This is a genomic window from Pantoea sp. USHLN298, from assembly GCF_037149395.1.
Classification (GTDB): domain Bacteria; phylum Pseudomonadota; class Gammaproteobacteria; order Enterobacterales; family Enterobacteriaceae; genus Pantoea; species Pantoea astica.
The window spans coordinates 240,105-261,528 of sequence record NZ_JBBCRO010000005.1 but is presented as its reverse complement, the minus strand read 5'-3'; the positions used below and the strand labels follow the sequence as shown (position 1 = coordinate 261,528).

The following is a 21,424-nucleotide window of genomic DNA, read 5'->3' as shown; positions in this document are numbered from 1 at the left end:
TAAATCATCGCAGCTGAGCCTGCCATTCTGCTTTCGCCATCCTTCATCTGATCTCTACCGCCACCGCAATAAAAGTGATATCAATCACATTTTCCATATTAGAAACATTTACAAATAAATTCCCACAACAAAAAGATTGAATGATAATGATTAACATTTACAATCTTCGCATAACAAAAAACAGCGATATACGCTGATTAAACCACAAATAAACTACGGAATTTCACATTTTACAGGCAAAAGTGCTATCCCGCGCTGCTGGCAGGGTTTTTGTCTGGTTAGTTAACGTAATGTTTACTGGAGCTTTTGAGCTGATGCCCACACTGACGGTTTTATGCCGGCAGCGTCAATTGGTTACAGCACAGGAACTCAACATGGTCTTACGCTCATCTGTTCAATCGGTACCTGACTCGTCTGATTTGCCTCCCGTCAGCGGTCCCGAAGCGTCACTGTTTAACGATCGGCAACTGGCAGCCTGGTCCCGGCAGACGCAGGAAGTGCTGACGCTGATGACCCGTACCCTCAGTCAGGTGGAAAAACCGTTCAGCGGTATTCTGCCTCATGAACTGGCTGCGGAATTTAGCGGCGTCAATCTGGATCAGCCCCTCGGCAATAACGACGCCGCGCTGGCGGAGCTGAACCAGCTCTATCTGCGCGACGCCGTCTGGTTTCACCACCCGAAATATCTGGCACACCTCAACTGTCCGGTTGTGCTTCCCTCACTGATGGCTGAGCAGATTATGGCGGCGGTCAACAGTTCGGTGGATACCTGGGACCAGAGCGCAGGCGGCACGCTGATTGAGCAAAAGGTGATTGACTGGACGCTGGCACGAATCGGCCTGCCCGCCGGGTCGGATGGCATTTTTACCAGTGGCGGAACCCAGTCCAATCTGATGGCGATGCTGCTGGCTCGCGATAGCTGGTGCGCTGCCCATCATGCCGGTCATTTGATCAAGCAGCGCGGCCTGCCTGAAAACGCCGCCCGATGGCGGGTATTGACCTCAAAACTGAGCCACTTCAGCATTCAGAAATCGATGGCGATTCTGGGGCTGGGCTATGACGCCGTCATTCCGGTCGATCACGATGCGCACTACCGGATGGATGCCCGACGGCTGGAACAGGAAATAGCCCGCTGTCACGCTGAAGGATTGATTCCGATTGCCGTAGTGGCGACCAGCGGCACCACAGATTTCGGCAGTATCGATCCGCTGACAGACGTGGCGCAAATCTGCCAGCGTTATGGTCTGTGGATGCACGTTGATGCCGCCTACGGCTGTGGTCTGCTGGTTTCCGAACAGCATCGCGCCCGCCTGGATGGCATTGAGCTGGCAGACTCCGTGACCGTGGATTATCACAAGTCATTCTTCCAGACGGTGAGCTGCGGCGCGTTTTTCGTACGCGACAGTCAGAATCTGAAACATGTCACCCACCACGCCGACTATCTCAATCCGCTCAGCGCCCAGCAGGAAGGCACGCCCAACCTGGTCAATAAAAGTATTCAGACCACCCGCCGCTTCGATGCGCTGAAAATGTGGCTGACGCTGCGCGTGATGGGACCGGCGGCGCTGGGCGAGGCTTTCGATAGCCTGCTGCGGCTGACCCAAACCGCCCATCGCTTGCTAAGCGCACATCCGGCGATCGAGGTGCTGCACGCGCCGGAGCTGACTACGCAGATCTTTCGTTATCTGCCCAGAGCGGGCATCAGCGATAGCCAGCTTGATGAGGTCAACGCCGCCATCCGTAAAGCGCTGTTCCGCTCCGGCAATGCGGTGATTGCCGGTACCAAAGTTGACGGCCGGCAATACCTGAAATTCACCCTGCTTAACCCCACCACTACCGCCGCCGATATTGAAGACGTTATCGGCCTGATTGCGCACTATGGCCGTGAACATCTGCGGGCATCGGCGCTGAATGCGGCTAATCAGTGAGAGCGCCAACATGAATAACACCATTTATGATTTTATCGGTATTGGCATCGGCCCGTTTAACCTGAGCCTGGCGTGCCTGAGTGAGCCGGTTGAGGGACTGAATGGACTGTTCCTTGATGAGAATCCGGGGTTTGACTGGCACACCGGCATGATGCTGGAAAGCGCCCATCTGCAGACGCCGTTTATGGCGGATCTGGTCACGCTGGCCGATCCTACCAGTCCCTACAGCCTGCTTAACTATATGAAGCAAAAGGGCAAGATCTACTCGTTTTACATCCGCGAGGACTTCTTCCTGATGCGCAAAGAGTATAACCAGTACTGCCAGTGGGCCAGCACGAAACTCAGTAATCTGCGCTGGAACAGTCACGTTGATGATGTCCGCTACGATGAGGCGAGCGGTGCCTACCGTCTCAGCGTGACCGATACCGTCAGCGGCAAGACGCAGCAGTGGCTGGCGCGCCATCTGATCCTTGGCACCGGCCCTACCGCCTGGATGCCGGAATGCAGCGCGCCGCATCGCGCGCGCCTGACCCACTCCAGCGAATATCTGCGTAACAAAGCCAGGTTACAGAACCAGCGTTCGATCACCGTGCTAGGCAGCGGGCAGAGCGCAGCGGAAATTTACTACGATCTGCTGGGTGACATTGACCGCTTCGGCTATCAGCTTAACTGGATCACCCGCGCGCCGCGTTTCTACCCGCTGGAATACACCAAGCTGACGCTGGAGATGACCTCGCCCGAATGGGTCGATTATTTCCACAACCTGCCGGCTGAACGACGCGATGAACTGAACGCCAACCATAAAAACCTCTACAAAGGGATCAACAGCAGCCTGATCAACGACATCTACGATCTGATGTATATCAAGCAGCTGGACGGCGATCTCAACGTCAATCTGTTCACGCACGCCGCCCTGACCGACATGCGCTGGCTGCCGCAGGGAGAATTTGAACTGACGCTGCATCAGGAGGAGCAGGACGCAACTTTTACCCGTCGGACCGAAGGGCTGGTGATGGCGACCGGCTATCACTATCGCCCTCCGATGTTTCTGGAAGGGATTACTCAGCGGCTGCGCTGGGATAGCAAGGGTCGCTACGATGTGCAACGCAACTACAGCATCGATTATCACAACCAAATCTTTGTTCAGAACGCGGAGCTGCATACCCACGGTTTCGTCACCCCCGATCTCGGCATGGCCTGCTACCGCAACTCGGTGTTACTGCGCGAACTGACCGGACGGGAAATCTATCCGGTTGAACGTCAAATCGCCTTCCAGACCTTCCCGGCACAATCGGAGCGTTGATATGTCCTCACCTGTTCTTTTTAGCGCGCCACGTCCGGCGGGCAACTTCAGCCTCAGGCCGCTTGATGCCACAGATATCCCGCTGATCCATCAGTGGGTAAGTGGCGATTACGCGCGCTTCTGGGGAATGCAGCAGCAGCGTCCTGAGCAGGTTGCGTCGTTCTACCAGACGCTGACGGCAGCCGATCCCCATGCGGCGCTGATCGGCTGCTGTGATGAGCGGCCAGTCTGTTTGATCGAATGCTATCGCGCCTGTGACGACGAGGTCGGCAAATACTATCCCGCCGCGCCGGATGATTACGGGATGCACATTCTGATTGCACCCGCCAACCAGCCGATCAAGGCCTTTAGCTGGCAGGTTTTCACCCTGGTGATGGACTACCTGTTCAGCCGGCCAGAAGTGGGTCGGGTGGTGGTTGAGCCGGATGTGCGCAACGAGAAAATCCACCGTCTCAACCGGCGTGCCGGCTTCCGTTACCAGCACACCATCGATATGGGTCACAAAACCGCCTGGCTGGCGTTTTGCCAGCGTGAAGATTATCAACACGCTCTACTGCAGGAGTCGCAGACTATGAACACCACACCATCATTACTCAATGGCGCGCATCTGGCGGGCGACAACTGGGCGCGGGCTAACCGTTTGCTGATCCGTAAAGCGATTGCTGAATTTGCCCATGAAAAAATCATCGCCCCGGCTGAAACCGGTCCGGGCAACTACACGCTGGCGGTGCCGGGCGGCGAGGCGGTTTATCAATTCCAGGCGTCCCGGCTGGCGCTGGATCACTGGGAGATCGAGGCGGATTCGCTGAGCAAACAGGAGAATGGACGTCCGCTGCCGCTGGATGCCTTGCAGTTCATCGTGGAGTTCAACGCGCAGATCGGCATCACCCAGGCGCTGCTGGCGACCTATATGGAAGAGATCAGCAGCACGCTGTGCAGCAGCGTCTATAAGCTGAAAAAGAACAATCCCGACAGTCAGGCGCTGGTCAAAGCGGATTTCCAGACGGTGGAAGCGGCGATGACCGAAGGGCATCCCTGCTTTGTTGCCAACAATGGCCGTATCGGCTTTGACGCCCGCGACTATCTGGCGTATGCCCCCGAAGCAGCGGCACCGATCACGCTGATCTGGGTGGCGGTACACCAGCGCAATGCGCACTTCTCCAGCCTGAGCAACCTGAGTTACCAGCAACTGATGCGCGATGAGCTGGGTGAGGAAACGGTTGACCGTTTTCATCAGCAACTGATCGGCAAAGGGCTGGCGGCTGAAGCGTATATTCTGATGCCGGTTCACCCCTGGCAGTGGCAGAACAAGCTGCTGACGGTGTTTGCCGCTGACATCGCCAGCAACGATATTGTCTATCTCGGCGAGGGTGACGATCGTTACCAGGCACAGCAGTCTATTCGTACCTTCTTCAACCGCAGCCAGCCGACAAAACGCTACGTCAAAACGGCCCTGTCGGTGCTCAACATGGGCTTTATGCGCGGTCTGTCGCCCTATTACATGTCGACGACGCCCGCCATCAATCAGTGGCTGGAAACGCTGGTGGCTGACGACGCGTGGCTGCAGGCGTGTGACTTCCGCATCCTGCGCGAAGTGGCGGCGGTCGGTTATCACAACCGCTACTACGAACAGGCGATCACAGGCGACTCGGCTTACAAAAAGATGTTTGCCGCCCTGTGGCGCGATAATCCGGTGACCAGCCTCAGGCCCGGCCAGCGGCTGATGACGATGGCTTCCTTCCTGCACATCGATCAGCATCAGCAGCCCCTGCTGCCGGCACTGATCGCCGACTCCGGTATAGCGGCGAAGCCGTGGATCGATCGCTATCTGCGCTGCTATCTCAGCCCGCTGCTGCACTGTTTTTATCAGCACGATCTGGTCTTCATGCCCCACGGCGAGAACCTGATTATGCTGCTGGAAAACAACGTGCCGGTCAGTGCTTATATGAAGGATATCGGCGAGGAGATTGCGGTGATGAATCCGGAGGCGGTGCTGCCGGACAAGGTGCAGCGGCTGGCGGTGGACGTGCCGGAAAATCTCAAACTGCTGTCGATCTTCACCGACGTGTTTGACTGCATTTTCCGCTTTATCAGCGCGGTTCTGCATCAATCCGGCACGCTGGCGGAAGACGATTTCTGGCAGGCGGTGGCGCAGTGCGTTAAAGATTACCAGCAGGCGCATCCGCATCTGGCCGATAAGTTTGAGCGCTACGATATGTTTGCTCCGGCGTTTACCCGCTCCTGCCTGAACCGTCTGCAGCTGGCGAATAATCAGCAGATGATTAACCTCGCCGATCCGGCCGAAAACCTTAAATTTGCCGGTACGCTGGATAACCCGATTGCCCGCTGGCGCTGATCGTCTGCAGGCAGATTGACGTCAGATTAGGTGACGCGGTCACTTTGGTGGCCGCGTCATTTTTTTATCAGCAATGTTCATTTCAGGACGCTTTCCGTTATGGCTTTATTACCCTCGGTTTCTCTCCGGATGCGCCGCCATCTTATCTTTCCGCTGTCGCTGGTGTTGTTTGAATTTGCCACCTATATCGCCCATGACATGATCCAGCCGGGGATGCTGCTGGTGACCCAGGAGTTTGGGGTCGGCCCGCAATGGGTCTCCGCCTCGCTCACCGCCTACCTCATCGGCGGCATGACGCTGCAGTGGTTGCTGGGTCCCCTTTCCGACCGCTTCGGACGGCGTCCGGTGATGCTCAGCGGGGCGGCCTTTTTTATGCTCAGCTGCCTGGCAACCCACTGGGTAGAGAGCATTGAGCAGTTTGTCCTGCTGCGTTTTCTGCAGGGCTTCAGCCTCTGTTTTATTGGCGCGGTGGGTTACGCCGCCGTGCAGGAAGCCTTCAGCGAAGCGGTCAGCGTGAAGATCATGGCGTTAATGGCGAATGTGGCGCTGCTGGCACCGCTGGCGGGTCCCCTGGCGGGCGCCGCGTTTCTGTCAGTGGGTGACTGGCGCGCGCTGTTCGGGGTATTTGCCGCCCTGACCGCGCTGGCGCTGGCGGGCCTGTGGTATGCCATGCCGGAAACTTCAGATAAGCCGGCAGCGCCGCTGTCGCTGGCGTCGATCGGCAAAGGCTACCTTGCGCTGTTTCGGGATCGTCAGGTGATGCGCGGCTCGCTGGCAATTGGTCTGGTCAGCCTGCCCTGTCTGGCGTGGGTGGCGCTGTCGCCGGTGATTTTGATTCATGATGCCGGACTGAGCCGGTTCGACTATGCCCTGCTGCAACTGCCGGTTTTCGCGGCGATGATTGCCGGAAATCTGACGCTGAGCCGCCTCACCAGCCGCCTGCCGATTGCGCAACCGCTGCGGCTGGGTGCCTGGCCAGTGGTCGGTGGGCTGGCAATTGCCCTGTTTGCCAGCCTGATTAGCCCGCAGAGTTATGGCTGGCTGACGGCCGGGCTCAGCCTTTACGGCTTCGGCACCGGGCTGGTCAGCGCCGGGCGCTACCGCCTGACGCTCTTTTCCAGCCACGCCGGAAAAGGCAGCGTGGCGGCTATGCTGGGGATGGTGAGTATCCTGGTGATTGCGCTGGGGATAGAAGCGGCGAAAACTGCCTGGTTCAGAGGCGGCAGCCGGGGTTTCAGTCTGGTGAACCTTAGCTGTGGCCTGCTGTGGCTGGGGCTGTTGTCCGGTTTTTTACGTGAAAATCAGCGCCGCCAGGCGCTGCTGAGTGCGGAGTAACCCTCGTCCTGCCCGCGCGCCGGGCGGGCGTTCATCCTGCTGAGCCTGCTGCCCGCTATCAGGTATTTATTTTTTTCAGATAAGCTTGGACCAATTCATTAGTTCATCTGCGTGTGGCGCCATTCGATGATGATTCCGTCTGTTGAGATAATTGATAACAAAGGAATTCATCATGAAGACGTTTTTTCACCGTGCGCCACCTTTACGTGCGCTGGTTTTGACTTTACTTGCCGGGAGTATTGCCGTAAACGCCGTCGCCGCACCGGTCAAAGGCGGAACGCTGATTTATCTGGAGCAGCAGGCACATACTAATCTCTATCCACCGGCCGGCGGCTTTTATCCTAATGGCGGTATTCTGAATCAGATTACCGACAAGCTAACCTGGCAGAACCCCGAAACCCTGCAGGTGGAACCCTGGATTGCCGAGAGCTGGACCACCAACGCCGACAAAACGCAGTACACCTTTAAACTCCGTCCCGGCGTGACCTTCTCCGATGGCACACCGTTAGATGCCAATGCAGTGGCGAAAAACTTCGATACCTACGGGCTGGGAAACAAAGCCCTGCGGCTGCCGGTGTCAGAGGTGATCAATAATTATGATCACAGCGAGGTCATCGATCCGCTGACGGTAAAATTCTATTTTAAAAAGCCGTCACCGGGATTCCTGCAGGGCACGGCGACTATCGGCTCCGGGCTGGTTTCACTCAGCACGCTGGCGCGCAGCTTCGATCAGCTGGGTGATGCCCGCCATATCATTGGTTCGGGTCCCTTCGTGGTCAGCGATGAGAAGCTGGGGCGCGAAGTCGATCTGGTGGCGCGTAAAGATTACCAGTGGGGACCGAAAAGCAGCCCGCAACAGGGCCCGGCCAATCTGGACGGAATTAAAGTACTGGTTACCCCGGAAGATAGCGTGCGCATCGGCGCGCTGCTGGCCGGTCAGGCCGATCTGATCCGTCAGGTACAGGCCTATGATGAGAAACAGGCCAGCGAGCAGAAGTTCCCGATCTATGCGGCACCGACCCGTGGCGTCAACGACAGCCTGAGCTTCCGCCCGGACAATCCGCTGGTGAGCGATATCCGCGTCCGTCAGGCGTTGCTGCATGCCACCAACGCGAAACAGGTGGTGGATACGCTGTTCTCACCCAATTACCCGCAGGCTAGGTCGGTCGTGGCCTCTACGGCGGCCGGTTACGTCGATCTGTCAGACAAACTGACCTTTGACCAGGCGAAAGCCAAAGCGCTGCTGGATCAGGCGGGCTGGCAGCCGGGTGCCGATGGTATTCGGCAGAAAGCGGGTCAGCGGCTGGCGCTGACCGTATATGAATCGTTACCGCAGCCACAGAACAAAGAGGTGCTGCAGCTGGTGGCGCAGCAGTGGCGTCAGGTGGGCGTTGCCCTGACGGTGAAAGCCGGCGATGCCGGCAGTAAAACGCTGGACAATCTCGATCCCCTCAAAACCCCGCTTAACGTCACCGAAGTGGGCCGCGCCGATCCGGATGTGATCAAGAGCAGTTTCTATCCCGCTAACCGCGACAACCTGCTGCAAAAAGGCGGTTCCAGCGACAAGGTGAAAAACTTCCGCGACGATCGGCTTAATCAGCTACTGGTGGCTATCTCAGCCGAGGTCGATCCGGCTAAACGGCTGCAGCTGACTGGCGACGTGCAGCGTTATCTGCTCGATCAGGCCTACGTTATCCCGATTTTCGAAGAGCCGCAGGTCTTTGCCGGTGCGCCCTGGCTGAAAGGGGTGAAGTTTGAAGCGGTAGGCCGTCCGGCGCTGTATGGCGCCTGGCTGGAAAAACATTAAACCGGAGTCTGTGATGCGCCATTACTTGTTGCATCGGGCTGGGCTGGGGCTGCTGGTTCTGTGGGCCGCATTCAGCCTCTCTTTCGTGCTGTTGCAGGTGCTGCCCGGCGATGCAGTGCTGATTAAGTTTCAGAATCCCGATCTCGGCCTCAGTCCGCAGCAGATTGCAGAGATGCGTCAGGCTTATGGCGCTGACAATCCGCTGTGGCAGCAATATCTGCATACGCTGGCCGCCATGCTGCACGGTGACTTTGGTTATTCGGTTCAGGCTGGCGTGCCGGTGAGCCAGCTGATCATCAGTAACCTGCCGGGCACCCTGCGCCTGGCGCTGTGCGGATTTTTTCTGGCCGCGCTGCTGGCGTTTGCGCTGGCCGCGCTCTGCCGCCTGCCCGCGCTACGCAGCCTGCGCAATCTGCTGCAATCGCTGCCGGCACTGTTTATCTCGGTTCCCACCTTCTGGCTGGGGATCGCCTTAATACAGCTGTTCTCTTTCCAGCTGCGCTGGATACCGGTGATCAATCCCTCGCCGTGGCAGGGACTGATTCTGCCGATTATCACCGTGGCCATCCCGATCTCCGCGCCGCTGGCGCAGATTCTGCTGCGCAGTATTGATGAGGTTTCAACCCGTCCGTTTGTGGCGGTGGCACGGGCCAAAGGCGCCAGCGAAAGCGACGTGCTGTGGCGGCACGTATTGCGCAACGCTCTGCTGCCGGTGCTGACCGTGGCAGGCCTGCTGCTGGGTGAACTGATCGCCGGGGCGCTGATTACCGAGACGGTATTTGGTCTGGGCGGGCTCGGCCAGCTGACCCAGCAGGCGGTTAACAATCAGGATGTCGCGGTGCTGCAGGCGGTGGTGGTGATTTCGGCGCTGGGCTTTGTGGTGATTAACCTGGCGGTGGATTTGCTGATGCCGCTGCTCGACCCGCGCTTACAACTGTTAAAGGGGACACCATGAGTCTGGTTGATTATGCCGCGGCGCGGCTTCCGGCACGGTCCGGAAAAAGCCGCTCTCCCCTGCAGCCTGGTTTGTGGCTGGCAGGTCTGGTGATGCTACTGGCTTTGCTGGCGGCGCTGTTTCCTGGCCTGTTTACCGATGCCAGTCCGGTCGAGGGCATCGCTGGCGCGCAACGGCTGGCACCACAGGCGGGCCACTGGCTCGGTACCGACCAGCTGGGACGTGACCTGTTTGCCCGCATCGTTTACGGCGCGTCGCACTCGCTCTCCGCAGCGTTTATCGCGGTCACCATTGGGCTGGTGGCGGGTACCGCCCTGGGCTTGATCGCCGGTGCCACCGGCGGCAAAACGGAATCGGTGCTGATGCGTGCCGTTGATGTGCTGCTGGCGATTCCGGCGCTGTTACTCTCGCTGAGTCTGTTAATTCTGCTCGGTTTCGGCACGCTGAACGCGGCGCTGGCCGTGGGGATTGCGTCGATCGCCAGTTTCGCCCGGCTGGCGCGCGCTGAAGTGGTGCGCATTCGTCACAGTGAATATATCGAAGCCGCGTATGGCAGCGGCGGCCGTTTTTTCACCGTGCTGTGGCGTCACATTCTGCCGAATGCGCTGAGCCCGGTCATCGCCTATGCCGCATTACAGTTTGGTCAGGCGATTCTGGCACTCTCGACCCTGAGCTTCCTCGGTTACGGCACGCCGCCGCCGATTCCGGAGTGGGGATTGCTGATTGCCGAAGGCCGTAATTATCTGGCCACCGCCTGGTGGCTGACCACCTTTCCTGGCGTGGTGGTGGTAGCGGTGGTACTCGCCGCGAACCGCATCAGTCAACAGCTTGCAGGAGGACGCCGATGAGCAGGCAACCGTTACTGGCGGTCGATCAGCTGACGCTGAGTTATCGCAGCGGCAATCTATGGCAACCGGTGGTGCATAACGTCAGTTTTGAAATTAACCCCGGAGAGATGGTAGCGCTGGTGGGCGAATCGGGTTCCGGCAAAACCACTACCGCTCAGGCAATTATCGGCCTGATGGCGGACAATGCCCGGCGCGACCACGGCGAAATCCGGCTTAACGGCGTGGATATCAGTCAGTGGTCGCAAAAACGTTACGATTCGCTGCGTGGTGCCCGCATCAGTCTGGTGCCTCAGGACCCCGGTAATTCACTCAATCCGGTGAAGACCATCGGTGAGCAGGTGGCTGAGATCCTGCGGCTGCATCTGAAAATCGGCGCGGCGCAACGTCAGCAACGGGTGATTGAGTTGCTGACACGCGTCGGACTGAGCTATCCGGAGCAGCGTGTTCACCAGTATCCGCATCACCTGTCAGGAGGCATGAAGCAGCGGGTACTGATCGCCATTGCGCTGGCGCTGCAACCCGAACTGATCATTGCGGATGAGCCGACCAGCGCGCTGGATGTGACCGTTCAGAAGCGCATTCTCGATCTGCTGGATCAGTTGCGGCGTGAATCGGGCACCGCGGTGCTGTTTGTGACCCACGATCTGGCGCTGGCGGCCCAACGGGCTGACCGCATTATGGTGTTCCGCCACGGTGAAATTCAGGAATCCGCGCCGGCAGCCAGACTGATCGACGACCCGGCGCATCCTTATACCCGCCAGTTGCTGCATGACGCGGCCCCGCAGCGGCGAACCCGCACGCCGCCACAACGTTCCTCTTTTGCTGCTCCTGCTATTCAGGCCACCGCGATCGCCAAAAGTTTTGCGCTCGGTAAACAGCAGCGGTTACAGGCGCTGGATCAGGTCAGCTTTCAGGTGGCTCGCGGCACAACTCATGCGCTGGTCGGTGAATCCGGTTCGGGCAAAACCACGCTGGCGCGCATCGTGATGGGATTTGAAACGGCAGACAGCGGCACGGTTTCGCTGGATGGGCGGATCGTCAGCGGACTGCGCGGCGAAGCGCTGCGCCAGCTGCGGCGTAAAATCCAGTTCGTCTATCAGAATCCCTTTGCTTCGCTCGATCCGCGTCAGACGCTGTATGAGATCATCGAGGAGCCGTTACGTAATTTTGAACGTCTGAGCCGCGAAGTACGACGGCAGCGGGTTGAAGCGGTGACCACCCGAGTGGCGCTGCCGCTGGCGATGTTAACGCGTCGGCCACACCAGCTTTCTGGTGGTCAGCGTCAACGGATCGCGCTGGCGCGTGCGCTGATCACCGAGCCGGATATTCTGGTACTGGATGAAGCGACTTCCGCGCTTGATGTCACCGTGCAGGCGCAGATCCTTGATCTGCTACAGCAACTCCAGGCAGAGTCCGGACTCACCTATCTGTTCATCACCCATGATTTAGCCACGGTGCGGCAGATCGCTGACAGCGTGACGGTGCTGAAAGCGGGAGAAGTGGCTGAGCAAGGTGACGTTGTCACGATATTTTCTGCGCCCCGCCATCCTTACACACGCGAACTGATCGCCGCCATTCCGCCCCTTATTCCCCTGAACACGCTTTCCCAGAAAACTAAGGAGTCAGCATGACCCGTCGCCTCGGCTTTTTTACCCGACTGCTGGATAAGGTGCCGGCCGGACAGCGTTACCGGCTGGCAACCGAACAGATTCAGCACGCGGAGCGATGTGGCTTTGATAATGCCTGGGTCGCGCAGCACCATTTTCATCAGGATGAGGGCGGCCTGCCTTCACCGCTGCTGTTTCTGGCGCACGTTGCCGCGCTCACCCGTCGCATCCGGCTCGGTACGGCTATTATCACCCTGCCGATGGAGAATGCGCTGCGGGTAGCGGAAGATGCCGCCGTGCTGGATCAGCTGGCGGAAGGACGGCTGGAGATCGGGCTGGGATCGGGTGGCACGCCCTCTTCGTTTCAGTCATTTGGTCAGCGTTTTGAGGCACGCGGCACGGTGTTTGCTGAACATCTGCATACGCTGCTCAGCGCCTGGCGTGGTGACTCGCTCGGTCATCCGGATAACCATCTCTATCCGGCTGCGGCGCAACTGGCCAATCGCGTCTGGATCGCCACCTTTTCGGTGGAAGGTGCCGTGCGTGCCGCCCAGGGCGGCCACGGTCTGATGCTCTCCCGCACCCAGCCGCGTCCGGCCGATCAACCGGCGTTGCCGCTTGATGCCTTGCAGAATCCGCTGATCGACGCCTATCTGGCTGCGCTACCGGCGGGCGTAACGCCCCGCATTCTCGCCTCACGGACCGCTTTTGTTGCCGACTCGACCGCCTATGCGCGCCAGATTGCTGAGCCGGGCATTCGGCAGCAGGCGCAACAGTATCAGGCTGCCGGACATCGGTTACGTGGCGAACGGTTTGACGATCTGCTGGCGCAGTTTGATGCGCACGTAGGTGACGTTGCTGCGGTGCAACAGTCGCTGGCGCAGGACAGCACGCTGTCGCGCGTTACTGATATCTCTTTCCAGGTGCACTCCGTTGAGCCGTCGCACGCGGACACGCTGCGCTCGATCGAACTGATTGCCGACCATCTTGCGCCAGCGCTTCGTGCGGCTGGCGAATCTCGCTAACAGGAGCACGTTATGACTCAACCTGACGATCTGCTAAACGCACTGGCCGATATCGATCCCGATTCTGATCTGGCCCGCGCGCGCCAGGTCCGCCACGCTGCGACCCAACATACCCAGGGCAGTTATGCGCTGCTCTTCAGCCAGCAGGATGAGGACTTTCCGCTGCCTGACCGGCTGACACTGGCCGCGCAGCTGGCGGAATGGCACGCCCAGCCAGGCTTACAGGCGCACTATTTACAACAGCGATCATTGCAGCCGGATCGGCCAGCTGGCGGTGCATCTGAGCGCGATCGGGCCGCCGACGCGTTTGCCCATCGCCTGACCTTTGAACCGGTCAACGCGGCACCGGCACACATTGCCGAGTTGCAGCAGGCGGGCTGGAGTCCGCGCGGTATTGTCACGCTGGCGCAGCTGGTGGCGTTTATCAGTTTCCAGAGCCGGTTGCTGGCGGGTCTGCGGGCCTTGCAGGGCGATGCAGCTCAGGGTGAAACCGCATCGGTGGTGGCCGGACACTGGCACGACGCGCCGCTCACCGCCAGCGGCAACACGGCCGTCACCGCCTTTACCCAGCGAGAACTGGGCTGGGAGCCCTGGCTGGCGGCGAAACCGCTGGCGGAGTTTAGTGCGGATGAGCAGGCCACACTGGCTAAGTTTGGTCATAGCGACTCCGATTACTTCCGCCTGCTGGCGCGCAACCTGCCGCTGCTGGAACAGCGCACCCTGACTGATAAAGGCATTTTTTACACCGCGGGCGGCCTGCCTCGTGCAGAGCGTGAACTGGCGGCAACGGTGGTGAGTAAGGTTAACGGCTGTATCTATTGCGCTTCGGTCCATGCGCGCAAAGCCAGTCAGCTGTCAAAGCAGGATGAGGCGATTCAGAAGCTGCTGAACGTGGCGCCGGGGACGGTGTTATCTCACGGACAAAGCCCGCGCTGGCAGGCGCTGATCGCTTTTTCAGCGGCGTTATCCGTTACGCCTTCTCAGCTGACGCAACAGCATATTGATGCGCTGCTGGAACAGGGGCTGGACACGCTGGCCCTGCTCGATCTGATTCAGTCGACCGCCTTTTTTGCCTGGGCGAATCGGCTGATGCTGACGCTGGGTGAACCTTTTCTGCCGCAACAACAGGGATAATCATGACATTGCTTTCAACTGACCAACTGGTGCAGTGGCGTCGCGAACTGCATCAGCATCCGGAATTATCCAGTCACGAATTTGCCACCACCGAACGTATCACCCGCTGGCTGGGCCAGGCGGGCATCCGTCTGCTGCCGCTGGGACTGAAAACCGGCGTCGTGGCGGAATTGGGCGACGGACCGGCGCTGATCGCGCTGCGGGCCGATATCGATGCGCTGCCGATTGAAGAAGCCACTGACCGCCCGTGGCGTTCACAGCAACCGGGCGTGATGCACGCCTGCGGACACGATCTGCATACCTCGGTGATGCTGGGCGTCGCCCTGCAACTGAAACAGCGTGAAGCTACGCTGCCTGGCCGGGTGAGGATTCTGTTTCAGCCCGCAGAAGAGACTTTTACCGGCGCGCGTCAGCTGATCGACGCCGGTGCGCTGGAGGGCGTGCAGGCGATTTTTGGTCTGCACAATGCGCCGGATCTGCCGCTGGGTACGCTGCAGACCCGGCCGGGCGCGTTCTACGCCAACGTAGATCGCTTTGTGATCCGGGTTAAAGGCAAAGGCGCACACGCCGCGCGGCCCCAGGAAGGCATCGATTCTATTGTGATTGCCAGCCACATCGTCACCGCTTTGCAGACGCTACCGAGCCGGGTGTTCAGTTCGCTGGAAACGGTCGTGGTAAGCGTGACGCGCTTTACCGCCGGTAACACCTGGAATGTTCTGCCAGAGAGCGTGGAACTGGAGGGCACGGTACGGACCCATAATGGTGAGATACGGGCGCAGATCCCGCACCGGATGACCGCGCTGATTCAGGGGATCGCCGCCGGCTTTGGTGCCACCGCCGAACTGGAGTGGATTGAGGGGCCGCCTGCGTTAATCAATACGCCAGCCTGGGCCGATGTGGCGCTGGAACTGGCGCAGGAAACGGGCTATCTGGCCCAGCGGGCTGCAGCGCCACAAATGGGTGGCGAAGATTTTGCCTTCTACCTTCAACAGGTGCCCGGCGCCTTTGTCAGCATCGGTAGCGCCAGCAAATTTGGTCTGCATCATGCGGGCTTCGATCCTGATGAATCGCTGATCGAACCCGCGGTGAATTACTTCACCCACCTCGCCCCCCGCGCCCTGCAGATTGTGGCGGCGCAATGACCAAAAGAAGGAATCTGCTTATGTCTGTGCCTGTGCCGCAACCGATTCTCGATCATGCCGTGATTAACGTTGCCGATCAGCTTGATGCCGCCCAGGCGCTGTTCCGGCGGCTCGGTTTTCAGCTGACCGAACGCGGCCATCACTCGCTGGGTTCCAGCAATCATCTGGCGGTGTTCGGCGAAAATTACCTCGAACTGCTGGGCTATGAGCCGGGCAATGCCGGTCGGCGCGCCGATCTCTGGCAATCGCCGCCCGGTCTGAGCGGCCTGGTCTGGAAGAGCAGCGATGCGGAAAGTGAATATCAGCATCTGCAGCGTCAGGATCTGGATGGCGATCCCCCTGCCAGCTTTCACCGGCCGGTTACGCTGCCCGATGGGTCGGTGAGTGAAGCGCGTTTTCGCACCGTGCGTCTGCGTCCCTCTTTAATTCCCAACGGGCGCAGCTTTTTTTGTCAGCATCTGACGCCGGAGGCTGTCTGGCAACCGGCATGGCAGTTGCATCCGAATGGCGTTCGCAATATCAGTGAGTTTGTGATTGTGGCGCAGGACCCGGCTTTATCGGCGCAGGTTTATAGCCATCTGTTTGGCAGCGCAAAAATCATCGCCTGCCCGGAAGGCGCATTTGTGCTGCGTGCTGGTGCCGCCACGGTGCGTTTTGCTTCGGCAGACTATGCGCAGCAGCGATTTGGTCCGCTGCCGGAAGATTACGATGGCAGCGCGCGGATGGTGGCGCTGGGTTTTGTCACCGACGATCTGAACCGGGTAAAAACGGCGCTGCAGACGGGAGACGTCAGGTTTGAACAACAATCAGCGGCGATTCTGGTTGCAGCGGGACAGGGTTTTCATCTGGCTTTACGCTTTACCTGAGGGTGACAGCGGCCAGATCACCAAAAAACGCCTCTGCAGAGTCATGCTCGTCAGTTAAGCGACAGGTGATAACGCAGGCTGGTGCCGCTCAGGGGCTGGCGGTCCTCGCGCCGCTGCGCGGTTCCTTCACGTCATTCCTCTGCCTGACGGACCGGCGGGGATGGCACATCCTGTGCCGCCCCGCCTTTCGCCCGCGTCCTGCGGGCTCTCCTGGCAGACTCATTCTGTTCAGCGCTGCGGATTGCCTGCCCCTGATCGACCCCAGCCTGCTCTGAAACTTCAGTGCGTGCTGTTAAAAAGGGCGCTCCGGCCCGCACTGCGGCATGCTCACCCAGTAAAAAGGCTGCCACGTTTGATCGTGACAGCCTTTGCACATTTAAACTTCACTGCTGAGCACTACCTCTGCAGAGGCGTTTTTTCCTTCATCAATAAAGAGAATCAGAAGGTGTAGCTGGCGGTAACCGAGACGTTACGCGGTTCGCCATAAACCACGGAGCTGGCGACGTTGGTGTCATACTCTTTATCGAACAGGTTATTCAGGTTGCCCTGCAGCGTCAGGTTTTTGTTGACCTGATAGCGGGCAAACAGATCAACCAGCGCGTAGCTTCCCTGGCGGGCGCGCCAGGTGCCGTTGCCTTCCGGTGCACCGACATCATTCCAGACGTGGGTTTGCCAGTTCACCCCGCCGCCCAGCGTCAGCTGTTGCAGCGCAGGCAGGCGATAGCTGGTGAACAGGTTAAAGCTGGTCTGCGGCAGTTGCGGGTTGAAAGTGCTGCCGTCACGGTTTTCCGCAATGTAACGCGTGCCGCCAAACGTCATCTGCCAGTAATCGGTTAATGCACCGTTAACTTCAAACTCAACGCCACGGCTGACCACACCTTTACGGCCAATGTAGGCCACGTCACCGGAACCTTTTACCGTCTGGGTGGTGGCTTCGCCCACGTTATCCAGTTCGGTGCGGAACACCGACAGTGAGGTCGTAAAACGGCTGTTCATCCAGTCCGACTTCAGACCCGCCTCGTAGTTCTTACCGATCACCGGAGCCAGATACGATCCGTTGACGTCGCGATAATCCTGCGGCTGGAACACCGAGGTGTAGCTGGCATAAGCGGACCAGTTTTCCGCGAAGTCATAGATCAGCCCGCCGTAAGGGGTAGTGTTATTCTTCTCCAGCTCGCCAGTCAGCGTTTCGCGGTTCCAGTTGGTGTAACGGGCACCCACGATCAAGTGCAGCGGATCGGCAAGTGAGATGCGGGTCGCCATATAAGTCGATTTCTGACGAACCAGCTGCGTGTCACTGGCAGGCAGCCGCGGCGTCCAGTCAGACTCAGGATACTGGCCGTTGAAATCATTGAAATTCCCCAGCGACTCAGAAGAGATATTTTCGAAGGTGCTGAAATATTTGTTGTCCTGACGGCTGTAGTTCACGCCGACCATCAGTTCATGCTGGCGGCCAAACAGTTCATAAGGACCGCTGGCAAAGGCATCAACAGCATCAACTTTGCGTTTGCCGGTGTTGTAACCGGTTCCGCCCACCACCGGGTAATTCGCGTAGGAGGAGTATCCGACGCCGGTGTTCTTATCGAAGAATCCATCCAGATAGAGCTGTTTACTGTCCAGTCGCATCTCGTTGTGCACACCGTTCAGCGTGATGTTCCAGCCGTTGTCGAAGTCCTGTTTCAGGTTAACAAAGAGTTTGCGGTTCTCTTTGTCGTTATAGGCCCAGTCCGGCGCGGTATTGTAACCACGACGGCTATGAATCTGGCTACCGTCGGTGTACCAGCGAGGCGCTCCGCCCCACATGGTGGCGTCCGTATTCACCTGGCTGAACTCATAGCCCACGGACAGCGTAGTGGAGTCGGTCAGATCGGCATCAACCACGCCATAAACAAACTGTTTTTTCGCACCGTAACGCTCAATGAAACTGTTGTTATCCTGCCAGCCAGCAATCAGACGGCCACGCACGTTGCCGGATTCGCTCAGCGGCGCGGAAAGGTCAGCGACATAACGCTGTTTGTTCCAGCTGCCGTAGCTGGCGGAGACGGTGCCACCAAACTCTTTGCTGTCGGCGTGCTTACGCACCATATTGATCGCCGCTGAAGGATTGCCCGGCCCGGTCAGCAGGCCGGTTGCACCCCGCACCACCTCGACCCGCTCATAGAGCGCCATATCGGTTTGCGCGTCGCCCAGGTTCCAGCGTGAGGCAAACGCAGTCGGAATGCCGTCCACCATGTAGTTGTCGATCATGAAACCACGGGCATAGTAGTTGGTGCGATCCATATCACCACTGATTCCGCGGATACCGGTGGTGTTAGAGAGCACATCATTCAGCGACTGAAGCTGTTGATCTTCCATTCGCTGCTTACTGACAATGCTGACTGACTGCGGCACATCGCGAACGGTACCGAGCATTTTAGTGCCGGCACGGGTGACCGGGACGCTGTAATCGGTGGCCGGCGAGCTGTCTGTTGCGCCGTCTGCCGCGGCTGTGGCGCTGACCGTCATAGTCTGACTGTCAGTGGCGGCCGGTGTGGCTGTTTCAGCGGCGTAAGCACTTGTTTGCGCCAGCGAGGTGGCGATCATCGCGGCCAGTAGTGAGATGCGCAGCGGGGCTGAGGTGCCCGCTTCCCTGGCGTGCTGAACTTGAAAAGACATCGTTAATTCCTCAAATTTATTATGTTTTTTGCTGCCACTGTTCACGACCATGCTTCCTGCGGGCATCTGTGCCCTGCTTATGGTTTGAGGAACCAGAAACCTTTCCCTGAGCGCCTGAGCGCGGGTGTGATGTTGTATTTAAAACAAATGAGAAATATACGCATTGCGATTATCATTGCAAGATTTTGTTAGCAAATGATGCGAATTTATTCAGTAATCCGTGAGAATGCAGATTGAATTGCGGCGGGATCATTGCAGGGTATGAAAATAAAAAACCGGCTTAATTATTTCAGGGCGCAGAACGACATTTATTCCGGGCGAGTGTCATTTGGGAACGAAATTGGCGCGCTGATATCTTTTCATTGACCTGAGGTTGTCGTTTTTTATGCCAGAATGCCCGGCATTACGCTTTAGTTTGGCTTTTTCACAACACCAGATTCACAGGATACTGCTATGCGGTTATTTAAAAAACCGGGCGCACTGTTGGTTATTTTAAGCCTTTGCAGCGCTGGTTCAGTTCATGCCGGGACTATTTCGCAAAACCTCAGTGCAGGCTGGGACAATTTCAGTAATAAGGTCTCGACCACCTGGCAACAGCCCGATGGCACCGACTTCTATCTGCCCGCTATCACCTGGCACAACCGGGCAACCTACGATCGCGAACATATTGAAAAATATAATGAAAGACCGTGGGGTGCAGGCGGTGGGATTTCCCGTTACGACGAAAAAGGTAACTGGAATGGCCTCTATGTGATGGCATTTAAAGACTCCTATAATAAATGGGAACCCTTTGGTGGCTATGGCTGGGTAGCGACGTGGCGACCCCTTGCGAATGATAAATTTCACTGGGGTGCCGGTTATACCGCCGGCGTTACGGCCAGGCATAACTGGAAATATATTCCGGTGCCGGCAATCCTGCCGCTGGCGTCAGTCGGATACGGCAAGTTGGATTTTCAGATGACCTATATTCCCGGCACGCATAATAACGGAAACGTCTATTTTGCCTGGTTGCGTTATCATTTCTGACAGCCGTAACGGGATATTTAGCGCGACATCGCCATAACAGAGATCTCATTCAGGTTCAGGGTTTCGCCATCAAAGCGGTGACGTAAATCGGCATAACTTTCGCATCCAATGATCTGTTCAACCGCTACGGAATAAGCATCCATTGCGCTGCGCATCTGTGTCAGGTAGTCGTGCGTATCATAGACCCGGTCGATGCCTTCCAGTGCATGATTCATGATTTTCCTGGCGACATCGTTAGGGGTGTCCAGCGCGGAAAGTTTGGAGCGGGCCGTCCGGCGTAAATCGCGCGGCGTAAAAGGCTCCAGCCCCAATCCACGCGGGGCGCGGATCATACGGCGTAAGGCCTGATTCAGCGCCCCTTTCGACAGGGGAAGTTGAGGATCGCGCGGTGCCGGAACCAGCCAGGGCGAATCGCGATCGGCCGCCTGCATCAGCGCATCAATGCACATCCGCATCAGCGGTGAAATCGGCAGAATATGTTCGCGCTGAGATTTATTACGGGTGCCCTGCTTCCACAGGCCGAGCGCCAGATCAAATTCTGCTTTCTGCGCCTGTACAATTTCATCTGGCCGACGCGCGCTAACCAGACACAACCGCAGCGCCCAGCGTGCCTGCTCCGATAACGCCCAGTTATCCAGTCCATGCCAGAACACCCAGATTTCCGCATCCGTCAGCTGACGACTGCGCGGTGGCGTCGCGCGTCCGGCGACATCACGCTTTTTCATCGAGGCGATCGGGGAGTGATCAAGATAGCCCTGCATCTCTGCCCAGGCGAGGAACTGCTTGGTCAACGCAAATACCCGTCGCGCCTCCTCTTTCTTGCCGTCAGCGATCAGAATGTTATAGAGACGGTTGAGTCGTAAACGGGTGATCGATTTAAGCGGTTGCGATCCAATATTCGGCAGAACATGTTTCAGCAGTGATGAGACGGCGATTTCCGGGCGGCGGCGGCTGATCAGCAGGGATAATTTGACCCAGACCTTCATCACCTGCTCAACTGAGCCTTCATCACCAAAATTATCCAGTTCACCTAATGAGGCTGTTCTCACCTGATCAAGCCAGATCAGTACATGGCGGCCGACATGAGGTGAACGTAATTCTGTTAGCGTCACAATGATCCTTTTACTGTTCCGTGCAGGCTGCGAAGTCACACAGTTTAACGTCAGATCTTTTCTGACTCCAGACCTAATAAGTCTGGAGTCACAATGACGCGTTCTGATGAATTCTGGGCGAGTGATCAAGAACTTTATCCACGTTAAACAACGTGCTGCTGGGTAAAAACTCACCCGCTGCAATGGTCAAAAACCCGATCAGAAACAGTCAGGAGGCCGGCTATCCGGACAACCACGATATGATGGACTGGCAACAACGTCGCCGGTTGCTGTCTGCTGGTCCAACGAGCTTGTTTTTTGTCTTTGTAATCCTGCGACTCTATCG

The 21,424-nt window shown here is 58.0% G+C and carries 15 protein-coding genes; 13 read left to right on the top strand and 2 right to left on the bottom strand.

Going from position 1 to position 21,424, the window contains the following annotated elements; all coding sequences use genetic code 11:
• The first annotated feature begins 374 nt into the window (after window positions 1–374).
• From WFK59_RS14695 to WFK59_RS14640, 12 genes are all read left to right on the top strand, one after another.
• On the top strand, window positions 375–1,928 hold the full coding sequence (locus WFK59_RS14695) for a pyridoxal phosphate-dependent decarboxylase family protein (protein WP_336756153.1): 1,554 nt from the start codon (window positions 375–377) through the stop codon (window positions 1,926–1,928).
• Between the two features lie 10 nt (window positions 1,929–1,938).
• Window positions 1,939–3,231: a lysine N(6)-hydroxylase/L-ornithine N(5)-oxygenase family protein gene (locus tag WFK59_RS14690; RefSeq protein WP_233988771.1), complete on the top strand. Its 1,293-nt coding sequence runs from the start codon at window positions 1,939–1,941 to the stop codon at window positions 3,229–3,231.
• Window position 3,232: 1 nt separating this feature from the next.
• The gene (locus WFK59_RS14685) at window positions 3,233–5,587 is read left to right on the top strand and encodes a GNAT family N-acetyltransferase (RefSeq protein WP_336756152.1); all 2,355 of its coding nucleotides are present in this window, start codon (window positions 3,233–3,235) and stop codon (window positions 5,585–5,587) included.
• Between the two features lie 99 nt (window positions 5,588–5,686).
• The gene (locus WFK59_RS14680; protein WP_336756151.1) at window positions 5,687–6,922 is read left to right on the top strand and encodes an MFS transporter; all 1,236 of its coding nucleotides are present in this window, start codon (window positions 5,687–5,689) and stop codon (window positions 6,920–6,922) included.
• A 172-nt stretch (window positions 6,923–7,094) separates the two neighbouring features.
• Window positions 7,095–8,729 (top strand): TIGR04028 family ABC transporter substrate-binding protein, encoded by a 1,635-nt coding sequence (locus WFK59_RS14675; protein WP_336756150.1) that lies wholly within the window; start codon window positions 7,095–7,097, stop codon window positions 8,727–8,729.
• A gap of 13 nt (window positions 8,730–8,742) precedes the next feature.
• On the top strand, window positions 8,743–9,684 hold the full coding sequence (locus tag WFK59_RS14670) for an ABC transporter permease (protein ID WP_336756149.1): 942 nt from the start codon (window positions 8,743–8,745) through the stop codon (window positions 9,682–9,684).
• On the top strand, window positions 9,681–10,532 hold the full coding sequence (locus tag WFK59_RS14665) for an ABC transporter permease (RefSeq protein ID WP_336756148.1): 852 nt from the start codon (window positions 9,681–9,683) through the stop codon (window positions 10,530–10,532). The genes WFK59_RS14670 and WFK59_RS14665 overlap by 4 nt, the downstream gene beginning before the upstream one ends.
• A complete protein-coding gene (locus WFK59_RS14660) occupies window positions 10,529–12,163 on the top strand; it encodes an ABC transporter ATP-binding protein (protein ID WP_336756146.1) in 1,635 nt (544 codons plus the stop codon). Before WFK59_RS14665 ends, WFK59_RS14660 begins: the two co-directional genes overlap by 4 nt.
• The gene (locus WFK59_RS14655) at window positions 12,160–13,164 is read left to right on the top strand and encodes a putative FMN-dependent luciferase-like monooxygenase (protein ID WP_336756145.1); all 1,005 of its coding nucleotides are present in this window, start codon (window positions 12,160–12,162) and stop codon (window positions 13,162–13,164) included. Before WFK59_RS14660 ends, WFK59_RS14655 begins: the two co-directional genes overlap by 4 nt.
• A 12-nt stretch (window positions 13,165–13,176) precedes the next feature.
• Window positions 13,177–14,298: an alkylhydroperoxidase domain protein gene (locus WFK59_RS14650; protein ID WP_336756143.1), complete on the top strand. Its 1,122-nt coding sequence runs from the start codon at window positions 13,177–13,179 to the stop codon at window positions 14,296–14,298.
• A 2-nt stretch (window positions 14,299–14,300) separates the two neighbouring features.
• A complete protein-coding gene (locus WFK59_RS14645; protein ID WP_336756141.1) occupies window positions 14,301–15,440 on the top strand; it encodes an amidohydrolase in 1,140 nt (379 codons plus the stop codon).
• 20 nt (window positions 15,441–15,460) lie between these two features.
• On the top strand, window positions 15,461–16,306 hold the full coding sequence (locus WFK59_RS14640) for a VOC family protein (protein WP_336756140.1): 846 nt from the start codon (window positions 15,461–15,463) through the stop codon (window positions 16,304–16,306).
• A gap of 438 nt (window positions 16,307–16,744) precedes the next feature.
• On the opposite strand, the gene fhuE is transcribed toward WFK59_RS14640, so the two are convergent.
• Window positions 16,745–18,961 (bottom strand): ferric-rhodotorulic acid/ferric-coprogen receptor FhuE, encoded by a 2,217-nt coding sequence (fhuE, locus tag WFK59_RS14635; protein WP_336756139.1) that lies wholly within the window; start codon window positions 18,959–18,961, stop codon window positions 16,745–16,747.
• 453 nt (window positions 18,962–19,414) lie between these two features.
• Between fhuE and pagP the strand changes: the two genes are divergently transcribed.
• Window positions 19,415–19,987, top strand: coding sequence for a lipid IV(A) palmitoyltransferase PagP (pagP, locus tag WFK59_RS14630; protein WP_233988250.1), 573 nt, complete (start codon window positions 19,415–19,417; stop codon window positions 19,985–19,987).
• Window positions 19,988–20,004: 17 nt separating this feature from the next.
• Here the strand turns inward: pagP and WFK59_RS14625 are convergent, their stop codons facing one another.
• Window positions 20,005–21,105 (bottom strand): tyrosine-type recombinase/integrase, encoded by a 1,101-nt coding sequence (locus tag WFK59_RS14625; RefSeq protein ID WP_336756347.1) that lies wholly within the window; start codon window positions 21,103–21,105, stop codon window positions 20,005–20,007.
• Window positions 21,106–21,424 lie beyond the last annotated feature (319 nt).